General features: G+C 41.6%; 11 protein-coding genes and 1 pseudogene. 10 read left to right on the top strand and 2 right to left on the bottom strand.

Translation table 11 applies throughout. The annotated features are described in order from the left end of the window. Positions 1-185: 185 nt before the first annotated feature. The 3 genes from AC5JM2_RS21730 (at position 186) to AC5JM2_RS21720 (ending at position 4388) form a co-directional block, all read left to right on the top strand. The gene (locus AC5JM2_RS21730; protein WP_495836906.1) at positions 186-1034 is read left to right on the top strand and encodes a PD-(D/E)XK nuclease family protein; all 849 of its coding nucleotides are present in this window, start codon (positions 186-188) and stop codon (positions 1032-1034) included. Positions 1035-1063: 29 nt separating this feature from the next. Beyond that, positions 1064-1702, top strand: coding sequence for a GNAT family N-acetyltransferase (locus tag AC5JM2_RS21725; RefSeq protein ID WP_495836905.1), 639 nt, complete (start codon positions 1064-1066; stop codon positions 1700-1702). A gap of 238 nt (positions 1703-1940) precedes the next feature. Beyond that, positions 1941-4388: a single-stranded-DNA-specific exonuclease RecJ gene (locus AC5JM2_RS21720; protein ID WP_495836904.1), complete on the top strand. Its 2448-nt coding sequence runs from the start codon at positions 1941-1943 to the stop codon at positions 4386-4388. 30 nt (positions 4389-4418) lie between these two features. Here the strand turns inward: AC5JM2_RS21720 and AC5JM2_RS21715 are convergent. Next, positions 4419-4878: pseudogene (locus AC5JM2_RS21715) on the bottom strand (DUF4351 domain-containing protein); the annotation flags it as partial. A 9-nt stretch (positions 4879-4887) separates the two neighbouring features. Continuing rightward, positions 4888-5634, bottom strand: a complete 747-nt coding sequence (locus AC5JM2_RS21710; protein WP_495836903.1) for a YdcF family protein — start codon at positions 5632-5634, stop codon at positions 4888-4890. Positions 5635-6081: 447 nt separating this feature from the next. On the opposite strand from AC5JM2_RS21710, the gene ctpB reads away from it, so the two are divergent. The 7 genes from ctpB to AC5JM2_RS21675 all read left to right on the top strand — a co-directional run bounded on the left by ctpB (position 6082) and on the right by AC5JM2_RS21675 (position 13110). Continuing rightward, entirely contained in the window at positions 6082-7428 is a 1347-nt protein-coding gene (gene ctpB, locus AC5JM2_RS21705) for a carboxyl-terminal processing protease CtpB (RefSeq protein WP_495836902.1), read from the top strand. Between the two features lie 125 nt (positions 7429-7553). Further along, positions 7554-8519 (top strand): glycosyltransferase family 2 protein, encoded by a 966-nt coding sequence (locus AC5JM2_RS21700; RefSeq protein ID WP_495836901.1) that lies wholly within the window; start codon positions 7554-7556, stop codon positions 8517-8519. Between the two features lie 87 nt (positions 8520-8606). Then, the gene (locus AC5JM2_RS21695) at positions 8607-9854 is read left to right on the top strand and encodes a hypothetical protein (protein WP_495836900.1); all 1248 of its coding nucleotides are present in this window, start codon (positions 8607-8609) and stop codon (positions 9852-9854) included. 29 nt (positions 9855-9883) lie between these two features. After that, a complete protein-coding gene (locus AC5JM2_RS21690) occupies positions 9884-10561 on the top strand; it encodes a class I SAM-dependent methyltransferase (protein WP_495836899.1) in 678 nt (225 codons plus the stop codon). Positions 10562-10870: 309 nt separating this feature from the next. Further along, positions 10871-11602 (top strand): glycosyltransferase, encoded by a 732-nt coding sequence (locus AC5JM2_RS21685; RefSeq protein WP_495836898.1) that lies wholly within the window; start codon positions 10871-10873, stop codon positions 11600-11602. After that, entirely contained in the window at positions 11595-12368 is a 774-nt protein-coding gene (locus AC5JM2_RS21680; RefSeq protein ID WP_495836897.1) for a polysaccharide deacetylase family protein, read from the top strand. The genes AC5JM2_RS21685 and AC5JM2_RS21680 overlap by 8 nt, the downstream gene beginning before the upstream one ends. Then, positions 12349-13110 carry a class I SAM-dependent methyltransferase gene (locus AC5JM2_RS21675; protein WP_495836896.1) on the top strand — a complete coding sequence of 254 codons (762 nt, stop codon included), beginning with the start codon at positions 12349-12351 and terminating at the stop codon, positions 13108-13110. Before AC5JM2_RS21680 ends, AC5JM2_RS21675 begins: the two co-directional genes overlap by 20 nt. Positions 13111-13143 lie beyond the last annotated feature (33 nt).

Here is a 13143-nt window from a genome sequence, read left to right as displayed (position 1 = left end):
TTGTTTTTTTACTAACACATATTATCGGTGGACAAGATGTGGTTCAGCAGTTTATCGTCAGGGAAATCAATATCTCATTGTACTACGCAATAAATTTGGCAGTTTTATCAGTCTAATCCTGAAGCAACGGTAAAAACGTTCTGCAAATTTAAGCTGCAAGCAATGATTCACTCTAGAATACAAGTATGCAATCAACTCAAACTCAACTATTGCGACTTTCACAAGGACAACTTAACCTACTAGAACGTTGTCCCCGTCAATTTCAACACACCTACCTAGAGCAACTTCATTCTCCCTTAGATCCAGAACATGAGGAACGGCAAACTTTAGGAAGCCGCTTTCACCTGCTAATGCAGCAGCGAGAAATGGGTTTACCTATTGATACTTTCCTACAAGAGGATGCTCAACTACAACGCTGGATGTCAGCTTTCGCGAATGCAGCGCCAGAAATTTTAAACTCTACTCCTAATAGCCAAACTTTTCGCGAAAGCGAACACTACCGTACTCTGCAAGTTCAAGACTATTTGCTTACGGTTATTTATGATTTATTAATTGCAGATAACCAGCAAGCACAAATTCTTGACTGGAAAACTTATCCCAAACCATCTCAAAAACGCAAGTTGGAACAAAACTGGCAGACGCGTCTTTACTTGTATGTTTTAGCTGAAACGAGTAATTATCTGCCAGAAAATATTTCTATGACTTACTGGTTTGTCCAACCCGAAGGTAAACCGCAAAGCGTTAAATTTAGCTACAACACCACCCGACACCAACAAACAGCAAAAAAACTTAACCAGCTTTTAAGTCGATTCACAGATTGGATGGAACATTACTACCAGGGACAGCCATTCCCGCAAGAACCAGAAGGTAGCAAAGCCTGTGACTACTGCCAGTATACAACGCGGTGCAATCGGCAAAGTAGTGTCCAACACATTAACTCACCTACAATTTCTGGGCAGATATCTCCTACAAATTCTACAATAGTAGAGACGAACCTACTGAATATAGCTAGCATTCAAGAAGTCAGTCTGTAAATGACAGATAACTTTTTGATTATTATTTTATGCATTTTGATGAAAATGATGCGGTTTATGTCCGCGAAATACGAATAGATGACATAGCCCCTGTTTATCACTTGGGAGAACAGTTATTTACCAGTGATTCATATCCCTATTTATATCGTTGCTGGGATGAGTGGGAAGTTATAGGACTTTACAACACTGATCCAGAATACTGCCTAGTAGCAGAAGTTGATGAACAACTAGCAGGATTCATTTTAGGAACTATTATTACTAAAGCAAGCTGGACTTACGGATACATTCTGTGGCTAGGAGTCAGTCCGAAATTTCAGCGTCGCGGTGTGGCAGACAAGCTGGTTGATAGAGCTATTGCACGTATGATTGAAGATGGGGCGCGGTTCATGCTGGTAGACACTGATCCGGCAAATACTCCCGCCGTGAAGTTTTTCAACCGCAAGGGTTTTGGCAATGTTCGTCAGCATGTTTTCTTGTCGATGAATTTAAGCAAGCATGATTACTATGGCAGACTTATTGATTATGAACATCAAAAAGCTGAAAGGGCAGGTTACAGACGTTCTCGTCCTGCGATGCGTCCTCGCAAGTCGGATGCAGTTGCAAGTGAAGTCGCGCTGAATACTTTGGTGAGTGAACCTCAAATCTCGGAGGAAGAAGCACCAGTTTAACAGTTACCAGTTATCAGTTATCAGTTCACTGTTCACTGTTCACTGTTTTAACGAACTTAGTGCCTAAATCATGATTTAGTATTTGGAACCGCAGATGGACGAGGCAGTGCGTTGGGGAGGCAATGCCCTCTTTGAAGCACCTGCCGTGCAGATGGACGCAGATAAATTATTTGTATTTATCTGTGTTTGTCTGTGATTTGATTTTTCAAAGTTTGGTTGATAAATCTCTGATTTTTATATGCCAGAACAACAGTGGATTCTTGCGACAACTGAACAACCCCCCGAATGGTTTATCCAAGCGGTAAAGCAATATGCACCTGCATCGAGTGGACATTTTGCCGCGCAGTTGTTGTGGCAACGAGGAATACGAGACAATGCACAATTAACCGCTTTTGTCAACTCACAAGCTTATGAAGCTGCGAGTCCATTTGAGTTTGGGCAAGAAATGCATCTGGCGGTGGAACGGTTGCAACAAGCACGAGATGCTGGGGAAAAAGTTGCTATTTGGGGAGACTTTGACGCTGACGGTATCACGTCTACGGCTGTTCTGTGGGATGGTTTGGGACAATTCTTTGCTCAAAATACGCAGCTTGTTTATTACATTCCTAATCGCTTAACGGAATCTCATGGCTTGAATTGTCAAGGAATTGATAAGCTTGCAAAACAGGGCTTTCAGTTGATTGTGACTTGTGATACTGGCAGTACAAATATTAATGAAATTATTTATGCTAAGCAGTTAGGTGTAGATGTTATAGTCACAGACCATCACACTTTACCACCAGAACGTCCCCCAGTAACGGCAATTATTAACCCTCGCTATTTGAGCGAAACACATCAACTGTTTCATCTTTCTGGGGTGGCGGTGGCTTATAAGTTGGTGGAAGCTTTTTATCAAACTCTGCCAAATGTAGCGCAACAACAGCTAGAGGATTTATTGGATTTAGTCGCAGTTGGACTGATTGCTGATTTGGTGCAGTTGAGTGGAGATTGTCGCTATTTGGCACAGTTGGGAATTGGGCGACTGCAAGAGGATTTTAAGAAAACACCAGATAAGAGGCGGCGTCCGGGTGTCGGGCGGCTGTTGGAATTATGCCAGAAAAGTGGCGATCGCCCCACAGATATTTCCTTTGGTTTAGGCCCACGAATTAACGCTGTCAGTCGCATTCAATGCGATGCTTCTTTTTGCGTGGAATTACTGACAAGCCGCGATCAAGAGCGTGTGAAAGAACTTGCAGAAGTCACAGAATTAGCGAACAGTCGTCGCAAGTCTTTGCAGAAAGATGTTGCTGGACAAGTCGCGCAAAAGCTTTCCAAAATGGACTTATCAACCACCAGCGTCATCGTTTTGGAAGATCCTCAATGGGCTGTTGGCGTTTTGGGGTTAGTTGCAGGACAAGTCGCACAAGAGACAGGACGCCCGACGATTCTTTTGAGTACAGAGGTAGCCGGGGAGACGGGAACCGGGGACAAGGAGACAACGGGACAACGGGACAACGGGAATGAAAACTCCCCCACTCCCCCCCTCTCCTCTTCCCCCCCTCCTCTTCTGGCGCGGGGTTCGGCGCGATCGGTAAACTCGGTTGATTTATACCAATTAGTAAAAGACCAAGCACATTTGTTGCATCGATTTGGTGGACATCCTTATGCAGCAGGGTTAAGTCTTCCAGTAGAGAATATACCCTTATTTACACAAGCAATTAACCAGAGGTTACGTCAATCTCTGGGAGGAACAACCCTAACACCAACTGTACAAGCTGACTTAACTGTGACAGTATCAGATTTGGGGAAAGATTTATTTTTGGAACTGAAGCTGCTAGAACCCTGTGGAATGGGAAACCCAGTTCCCAAACTTCTGATTCAAAACTGTTGGTTTGAAAATGCTTGGCATCGCAATCAGCAAGATTCGCAGGGGAAAAAGGTACAGTACATAAAAGCCGAGTTTGATATTCGAGATGACTCGACGAGAAATCCTTTTCCTGGCATCTGGTGGGGACACTATAAGGATGAATTACCTCCAGGAAGGTGTGACTGTATAGCGGAATTGGACTATAATACGTTTAAAAAACGCTATGAAATCCGACTGATAGCTGTTCGTTCCCTGACAAACTCAGCACTGAGTACGCAGCACCATGCAGGACTCATTTTAGATTTACGCAACCAGCCATTAGAAAAAGACTTAGCACTTAGCACTCACGATTCAGCACTCATACTGCAAGAGTGTCCAACAAGTTGGGACGATTTACGCGGACATTTGAGGCGATCGCTTCACAACCAACAACCCCTCGTGCTTGCTTGGTTGAAACCAAATCCCCAACCACCACAACAAATCTGGCTTACCCTTGTAGGAATTGCCAAATATTTGAACCGCACAAATCAACCTGTTACCCGTATCCAGTTATTAGAAAAACTTGGTATTAACGACCAAACCTTACTTTTCGGGTTAAGAAGTTTGAGATACTTAGGTTTTAATATCTCACGTACTGACCGTATGTTGGTTTTCACTCAGCACTCTACCATTGAAACAACTCAAGCAGAAGCTGCTGTGGAAAAATTTTTAGCTGCCGTTCGGGAAGAACAATTTCAGCGACAGTATTTTGCGGAAGTTCCGTTATCTATAATTGAGGCGATAGCTAGCCCCTTAGGGGGCGCTGCGCAAACGCTGCTGCGCGGAGCGCAGATCGCCTAAGCACAAAGCACACGCTTAATTCCTACTAATTTAATTTTGAACCGCTTCTAACCAAGCGAACAAACCAGCCATTCCCTGAAAATCTAGCAGTGCTTCACCAAGATTTTCTAACTGTTCTAGGGAGAGAGTTTCAATACGCGATACCTAGCCCCTAAAAGGGGCGCTGCGCAAACGGTAAGCTTTGCTAACGCACATCAGTAGACAATTCTCCTACCCGTCGAGTTAGTAGACGAAGAATGAGCGATCATTCTCCCTGTTCTCGTCCTTCTTCCTTAATTTCCCGATAAACTCTCGTTTCCTTGAGGGTAATTCCTAACATCTGTTCTACCTCCGTTCGACTTAATTGTTCAAACTTGTACACCATGATTGTTGTAACTAACTCAATTATGGCGCGACTTGATGGTTGAGATGTTTCCTGTTGACTTCTGGCTATCAAATACCTAGCTTCCTGCGGTGCAAGTTCATCATCTACCGTAGTTAACACCATCAACAATTTATCCTAACGGAGGTTGACATCCTCCTGGTGTTCACATTGAAAACCCCTAGACCTCCAAAAGTCAATACTTACGTCTGCTAATTTCATAACATAAAAACATTTTGGTTGAATAATCCGACTTAACCCTGCCCATAACAAGCTACGCGTGACATCTAGTCCTGTTTTTGACCAAGATTCTCGATTACCAGGCACACCTTGTTCTGGAACAATGTCTGTTTCTACCCAAATACCATGAACACCAAAAAGAATTTGTGCCATCCATTTTGCACGCGGGAAGTGTGTTTGAGAACTAATTAGCTTCACCTTGCGGACTCCCCAACGACGCAGAATGGGAATGGAATAGTAAAAATTATCAAACGTAGAATCCGCACACTTTTCCAACCAAACGTTTTGCAGTCTCTGGGGTGCTAAGCGTTGAAAAACCAGCAAAATGCACGGATCGGGAGAACCCCGAGAAATTAAAATTGGGGTTTGTGGATATTGTTGTGCTAACTCAGCAACATAAATTTCCCGACGAATACTGCCACCGAGTACAAAAAAGGCATCTACTTGCCTAGAAGATGCAGAAATAATAGTTACAGTGTTAAAAACTACCCAGCTAAGCAATACGAGACACAATCCCAAAGCGAGTCTTCGTAAAAATTGCCGTTTTTTGTGGAACCGCTCTGACACTGAATTAGGTTGACTGTTTGTCACTTTAGGTTTGTGATCGGTACTCAATACAAGCTTTATTTGTATAATCGGCAACATTATTTAAAGCAGCCAAGTACACATTTCCATAAGAAAGGTGAGAAACGGTTGACTGCTCTGTTAATGGTGAGGTGTACTATAGGACTCCTCCAAAGATTTTTGCGAAGCTTCGTACACCTTTATTCTTACTTCATAGTTAAGCGTCCCCTGTTCGCTTTTCCCTGTTAAGCGTTAAGCGTTAAGCGTTCCCTATTTCCTTTGCCATAAGTGCTATTTTAAGCAATTTTGCCGGATTGGATAGGATTGCGGATGAAACCATCATATGGTGGCACTTAGCTGGCAGGAAAAGTAAGCTAAAGTAAAGAAGCTGTTTGAACAATATGTAGTTTTCTCAAAAAACATCAAGGAAAAGTGATGAACAAAGCATAATCAAGAAGAAAAGCTTATAAATTCCTACAAAGTCAGATTGCTACACTGTCAACAATACAATTATTCTAGTCAAGATACATGAATCGATCTGCGAAACGTTACTCGCCGCTCCAAGTAGCTTTAATTAGCGGAGCAATCGCCTCAACCGCTACGTTGTCCGCTTTTGGTCCAGTTTGGTGTCGTTCTGTGCGTGCAGCTCTGCAAGATAGCCCAAAAGCAGTAGTCGATAACGTCTGGCAATTAGTAAACCGCGAATATGTTGATGGCTCATTTAATAAACAAAATTGGCTAGGAGTCAGACAGAGTCTGCTGAGTAAAGACTATACGAACCGTGAAGAAGCATACACTGCCATCCGTCAAGCTTTAGAAAAGTTGGGTGATCCTTACACTCGATTTATGGATCCCAAACAGTATGAAGCTTTAACCAACCAAACATCTGGGGAAGTCTCTGGAATTGGCATTCGGATGGAATTGAACGAGAAAACCAAGAAGCTCACCGTTATCGAAGCCATAGAAAATTCCCCTGCACTAAAAGCAGGTATTAAAGCTGGGGACGAAATTGTGGCAATTGACGGCAAACCCACAAGCCAAATGAAAGTGGAAGATGCTTCAAAGCTCATTCGTGGCAAAGCAGGAACTAAGTTGACTTTGCGGCTAGCTAGAGTTGGGCAAAGTGCTTTTAATGTGAATTTGACACGGGCAAGTATTGAAGTACCAACAGTACGTTACACCTTAAAGCAAGAAGGCGATCGCCGTGTTGGTTATATCCGCCTGCGTGAGTTCAGTGCTCATGCTTCAACTCAGATGCGACGAGCGATCCGCGATTTAAATACCAAGCAAGTTGATGGCTTTGTCTTAGATCTACGTGGAAACCCTGGCGGTTTATTGCAGGCGAGCATTGAAATTGCTCGGATGTGGATGGACAATGGTGCAATTGTCAAGACAGTGGATCGTGTGGGAAGCAGTGACGAAATGAAGGCAAATCATACTGCGATCACAAAACGCCCTCTAGCGATACTAGTGGATGGCAATTCAGCCAGTGCTAGCGAAATCCTCACAGGCGCACTCAAGGATAATAACCGAGCAGTGGTTGTTGGCGGCCAAACCTTTGGTAAAGCCTTAGTACAGTCGGTTCATGAACTTGCAGACGGTTCTGGCGTAGCTATTACCATAGCTCATTATTTCACTCCCAAAGGTACAGATATCAACCACAAGGGAATTGCGCCAGATATCAAGTTAGATCTGACAGAGGCACAACAGCGTCAACTCGCAGCAAATCCAGATTTGATTGGAACTAAGAGTGATCCTCAATACGCGCGTGCGCTAGCAGCTCTGTCTAGTAACAACTTTGCCCAACCTATGCAACAAAATCAACAGTCGCAGCAACAACCAATGAGTAATCGCGCCGGAAATCTAAAACTTTAGCTAAGCTTCTAGATTTTGGATTGAAAATATTGGACAAAGGACAGTAGTTAGTAAGTAGTGATGAGTGCTTAGCTGTTAATAAAACAACTTACAGTCCTCAATTCTTAATCCAAAATCTCAAGACTATGAATCATGAACCAGTTGAAAGAACCACTAATACCTTCTTGCCAAAGGTATCGGTGGTTATACCTGTTTATAACGGTGAGCCAGATTTACCAGAGTTGCTGTGTTGTCTATCGGCTCAAACTTACCCAAAACACCAGGTAGAGTATTTGCTGGTAGATAATAACAGTGGCGATCGCACTTTTGCCTTACTTCAACAAGCGAGTGAAAATAGCCAAATCACTATTCGTCCCAAAAGCGAGAACCAGATCCAAAGTTCCTACGCCGCCCGTAACGCTGGCATTCGTGCCGCAACTGGTGAGATACTTGCTTTTACCGATGCAGATTGTCGTCCAGAACCAGAATGGTTAGATGCATTAATTGCTCCTTTTGTCAACCAAGATATTGTCCTTGTCGCCGGTGAGATTTTGGCGCTACCAGGAAAAACCCTGCTAGAACAGCACGCAGACCGCCAAGAAACCCTGTCGCAAAAGCACACTCTTGCTCATCCCTTCTGTCCCTACGGTCAAACAGCAAATTTAGCAATTCGACGCCAAGCTTTGCAACAAGTAGGTTTGTTTCGTCCCTACCTAACCAGTGGTGGTGATGCTGATATGTGTTGGCGAATTTTGCAACAAAAAATTGGACGTTTGGAATTTGCCCCCAATGCCATTGTGAAGCACCGCCACCGCGCGACACTTAAGGAACTAGAAAGTCAATGGCGGCGCTACGGACGCTCAAATCGCTATTTGCATGAACTTCACGGTGTGGATTTAATGCGGGACATCACACTCAGCGAATGCTTTTATCTATTGGGACGGTGGTTATTGAAGGAACTACCAAAAGACAGCGTGAAAGCTTTAGCAGGAAAAGCCAGCCTTGTAGATTTAGTGAGTACTCCTATTGGATTGTACACAGCGATCGCACGTGCGGCTGGGCAAAAAGAAGCGAAGTTGCCAGAGAATGCCAAGATAATTGAGTCGTTGTAGGGATTTAAAATTCTGGATTGACACCAGACTACCAAGCCAAATGGTAAAATCCCGAACAGCTTACTACAACAAATCAATAAACAACAAATGAAGCTGCATGCTGGCTGGCGTCTTCAAGTTTTCATCTTTATAACTGCTTTTGCAATTCTGGTTTCCAGAAGACCAGATGCACTTTTCAATGCACAATTTTGGGCTGAAGATGGCAAGTGCTGGTATGCTGAGGCTTACAATCTTGGGATAATCCAATCCCTATTTTTGCCTAAGGGTGGCTACTTCCAAACTATTTCCAGGCTGACAGCTGCTTTTGTGCAAATTTTCCCACTGGTATGGGCACCCTTCATCTTCAATCTAACTGCAATTGTTATTCAAATTCTGCCAGTTAATCTTATTGCTTCGGTGCGCTTCTCGCAGTTAATACCAAACCTTCAGACTAGGTTGTTTTTGGGATTTCTGTATTTAGCCTTACCCAACTCTTTTGAAACTCATGCCAACATCACTAATGCACACTGGCACTTGGCAATACTAGCCTGCATGGTCGTGTTAGCAACACCCAGCCGCCTTCTAGTATGGCAAATTTTTGACATCGCAGTCATCATGTTGTCAGGATTAAGTGGACCTTTCTCGGTTTTGCTGGCTCCTATTGCTGCAATTATTTTGTGGTTACGTCGTAAGAAATGGTCATTTCTTTTACTCTTAGGTTTAAGTGCAGGTGCTGTAGTTCAAGGTATAGCTATTCTACTAACTGGGAATTCTAGCCGTTTTCACACTCCTTTAGGGGCAACACCAGAGCTATTCGCCAAAATCCTTGCGAGTCAAGTTTTCTTAGCTGCTTTGATAGGACAAAAAGGCAGTAAATTGATCAGTTCTATTTCTTTTGGGTACAGCATAATAGCAGTTTTAATCGCTATCGCTGGAAGCGCCGCATTCGTTTACTGCCTTCTGAAAGCCCCTTTAGAACTTCGACTTTTCTCTATCTTTGCTGCTGGAGTTTTTGGTATGTCGCTTTTGTCTCCAGTAGTCAGCGAAACTGTACCTCAGTGGTCGCTTCTGTGGCGTCCTGGAACTGGTGTTCGGTACTGGTTTATACCGATAGTTGCGTTTGTGACAATATTAACTTGGCTGTTAGGTGCAACAAGACCCCGTCAGCTACAGTTAACCGCTAGAATTGCTCTGGTGATTATGCTTGCTGGTATTGTAGTAGACTGGCGTTATCATACATTTGCTGACTTAAAATTCAAGAACTATTCAAGGCAGTTTATTGAAGCACCAACAGGAACTAAGGTAACAATTCCTATTAATCCACCCGGTTGGTTTATGGAACTTGTTAAGCATTAAGCACATCACTACAAGCAAGGAATCTTGCCGTGACTGACAATATTTTGCGCACACTAGTTGCACTGTATGATCCGCTGCCATTGAGCGATCGCTTTTTTGTCCGCACTCGCCTGTTTTTGAGTAATTTATATCAGTTAGAGTCTTACGTACCAAAGGAGGGTAGAATTCTTGATATAGGTTGTGGTCACGGTTTACTGAGTAACTTACTTGCCATCACCAGTCCCCAGCGACAGGTACTTGGCATTGACATTGACGCGAAAAAAATTGCCGCTGCACAAGGTACTGTTGGCAACAGAGGTAACATCCAATTTAAAGTTGGTGACGCCACTGTTTTGCCAGATACTTCCTTCCACGCTGTCACTATTGCCGATGTTATGTACCTTATTCCCCCTGACATCCAACGTGCAATTCTGGCAAGTATTGCTTGTGCTTTGGAACCAAACGGTGTGCTGATTTGGAAAACCCACAGCCATCGCCCCCAGTGGAAATATACTATAACCTATGCCCAAGAATGGCTCATGACTAAGCTTGGTCCTACCAAAGGTGCTGGTATATTTTTTATGGATAGCGAAGAATCGCTCCAAGCTATTCGTAATGCTGGGTTAGATCCAACTGTCGTGCCTATGCCTTCACGCCGTCCTTACAGTGATATTCTTTTCCTTGGGTGCAAGTCGAATAAGAATTCTCCAAGCCAGCATAAATCCTGATTTCTGAGTTCTTTTTGAGTTGCACATCCAAAAAAAAAGCATTTTGTAGTCATCACGACGACATTTTTTTCTAAGATTTGATTATTTTAACCTATTAACTAATCGAAACAAGGTTGGTATGCTAGGTAGAAATAAGTATATCCCTAGTCGCATAACCATACATAGATATGGTCATGCGTTAATTAGCTGTTGATTTTTTTCCTACTAGAATGCCCTAGTGTCAGGAATCCAGGACAAAAAAAGTGCAATTTTAATGCCCGACAGCTGAATTAGATGTACTTATTAATATGTGAGGAGTGCTTGATAATAATGAACACAATTTCCATAATTGTGCCCGTTTATAACGAGGCACAATGTATAGTTTCGACTTTTTCTTCAGTTCTTCAATTTGCTGTCAATAAACCTTGGTACGATTTTATTTTTGTTGACGATGGCTCAACTGATCGAACTAGAGAAATATTAGAAAGTCAAATCACATTGTTCAATAGTAAGCAGATTTCGTTACTTTCTTATAAAGCTCATCGTGGCAAAGGATATGCCGTAAAAACCGGAGTTTTATATGCCAATAGCGACTATATTTGCTTTTTCGATGGAGATTTAGCTTACTCTTTAGACTACCTTGATTTGATGGTAGCAAAACTAGCAGATTTTGATATTGTTATTGGCTGTAGAAATCTCACCCCCGAAAAAAACAACGGGTTTAATTTTCGGAGAATACTGGCTGGTCGAATTTTTAATTTGATATCGAGAAGTCTTTTAAATTTGAATTTTACCGATATGCAAGCCGGAATCAAAGGATTTGACAGATACGCAGCCAAAGATTTATTTAAAACTCAAATAATCCCCGGATTTGCCTTTGATGTAGAGTTGCTATATTTAGCCAAAAAGAAAAGATATACTATTGGGGAAATTCCAGTTGTCGTTTCTAAAAAACATTTACATAAAAAATCACAAGTTAAATTATTGAAGCATTCCATAGAAATGTTCTTTGATTTATTGCAAATAGTCTACCGTGATCTCATACTAAACAAATATGAATAGCATGATTTTATTGAGCTTTGATTTAGAAGAATTTGATATTCCAGAGGAATATGGTGAAAAAATTGAAGAAACAGTAAAAATGGAAACTTCTTACAAAGGCTTAAAAGAACTTCTTCAAGTTTTAACAAAATTAAATATCAAAGCCACGTTTTTTGTCACAGCTAGATTTGCTATCTATTACAAAGCCCTCATCCAAGAAATTTCCCAAAAACATGAAATAGCTTCTCATGGTTTTGATCATTGCACTTTTTTATTAGAAGATTTAAATAAGTCACGGCAAGCCTTAGAAGAAATAACCAGCCAGAAAGTTCTTGGTTTCAGGATGCCTAGACTGAAAAAAGTAGATGATACAGAGATAGTAAAAGCAGGATACAAATATAACTCGTCCATGAATCCTACTTACATCCCAGGAAGATACAATAACTTTTTTAAACCAAGAACAGCCTTTTACTCAAACAACTTAGTTAATATTCCTGTTTCAGTTACACCCCTCCTCAGATTTCCTTTGTTCTGGTTAAGCTTTAAAAATTTTCCCTTATCGTTAATCAAATTAGGTTCTCAACTGACTCTCAAAAATGACCGTTACATAAGTCTTTATTTTCATCCGTGGGAATTTACTGATATTAGCCATTTTAGGATGCCAACTTATATTACTAAACACTCCGGAAAAGAAATGGTTGAACGTCTGGAAAAATATTTGATTTGGCTGCAAAGTAAAGGAGAATTTATTTACTTTTCGGAGTTTTATGAAACCATCAGAAGATAGAAATTACAAGCTGGCTGATTATTTAGCTCGTTCTAGCGATCGCTATTCTTTAACCAAGTACAAAATTTTAATGAACTGGTTACCTCAAACACCAAAAATGCGAGTTTTAAATGCGGGATGTGGTTCGGGAGAAATGAACATCTTGCTATCGCAAAACTCAACTTGGCAAGTAGATGCTTTGGATATAGACATAGAAGCTATCAGGCTTTCACAAAAGTTAAAACTAGAAAATAGTATTAAAAATCTCAATCTTTATCACACGACTATTGAAGACTACACAGCACCAGAAAAATACGATATTATCATTTCTAATGATGTTTTAGAACATATTGAAGATGACCAGGCAGTGATAAAAAAGTTTTCAGATATACTCAAACCAGATGGATTAATAGGTATTTCTGTACCAGCTTTACAATGGCTCTTTGGTTATCACGATGAAATGCTTGCTCATTATCGCCGCTATCATCGCAAAGAATTAATCAAGAAATTATCTGTTTACTTCAATGTAAGTAAATGCCGTTATTTCGGAGCCAGTCTTATTCCCATTGCCTTATTTTATAGTCGGTGGTTACGCAAACCTTACCCAGTAGGCGAACTAGAGAATCAGTCAGTGACGACAAAAATCTTAGAAAATTTACTGGGATTTGAGTCTAAAGTCTCTTTCCCTCTTGGCATCTCATTAATAGCGTTAGCAACAGCAAAAAAGCTAAGTAAGTCGGTACAAATAAAGTTAACTCGTTAAGGCTGTCATTAGTCATTAGTAAGGATTTGAGAC

It is taken from the genome of Brasilonema angustatum (assembly GCF_059505445.1).
Note: the sequence above shows the minus strand (reverse complement) of the source record. Positions and strands in the feature narration are given on the sequence as shown.

Bases quoted from the DNA above. Each gene is read 5' to 3' on its own strand.
- ctpB (WP_495836902.1), top strand. From the start codon at position 6,082: ATGAATCGATCTGCGAAACGTTACTCGCCGCTCCAAGTAGCTTTAATT.
- AC5JM2_RS21675 (WP_495836896.1), top strand. From the start codon at position 12,349: ATGAAACCATCAGAAGATAGAAATTACAAGCTGGCTGATTATTTAGCT.
- AC5JM2_RS21685 (WP_495836898.1), top strand. From the start codon at position 10,871: ATGAACACAATTTCCATAATTGTGCCCGTTTATAACGAGGCACAATGT.
- AC5JM2_RS21695 (WP_495836900.1), top strand. From the start codon at position 8,607: ATGAAGCTGCATGCTGGCTGGCGTCTTCAAGTTTTCATCTTTATAACT.
- AC5JM2_RS21720 (WP_495836904.1), top strand. From the start codon at position 1,941: ATGCCAGAACAACAGTGGATTCTTGCGACAACTGAACAACCCCCCGAA.
- AC5JM2_RS21725 (WP_495836905.1), top strand. From the start codon at position 1,064: ATGCATTTTGATGAAAATGATGCGGTTTATGTCCGCGAAATACGAATA.
- AC5JM2_RS21730 (WP_495836906.1), top strand. From the start codon at position 186: ATGCAATCAACTCAAACTCAACTATTGCGACTTTCACAAGGACAACTT.
- AC5JM2_RS21680 (WP_495836897.1), top strand. From the start codon at position 11,595: ATGAATAGCATGATTTTATTGAGCTTTGATTTAGAAGAATTTGATATT.
- AC5JM2_RS21700 (WP_495836901.1), top strand. From the start codon at position 7,554: ATGAATCATGAACCAGTTGAAAGAACCACTAATACCTTCTTGCCAAAG.
- AC5JM2_RS21710 (WP_495836903.1), bottom strand. From the start codon at position 5,634: ATGTTGCCGATTATACAAATAAAGCTTGTATTGAGTACCGATCACAAA.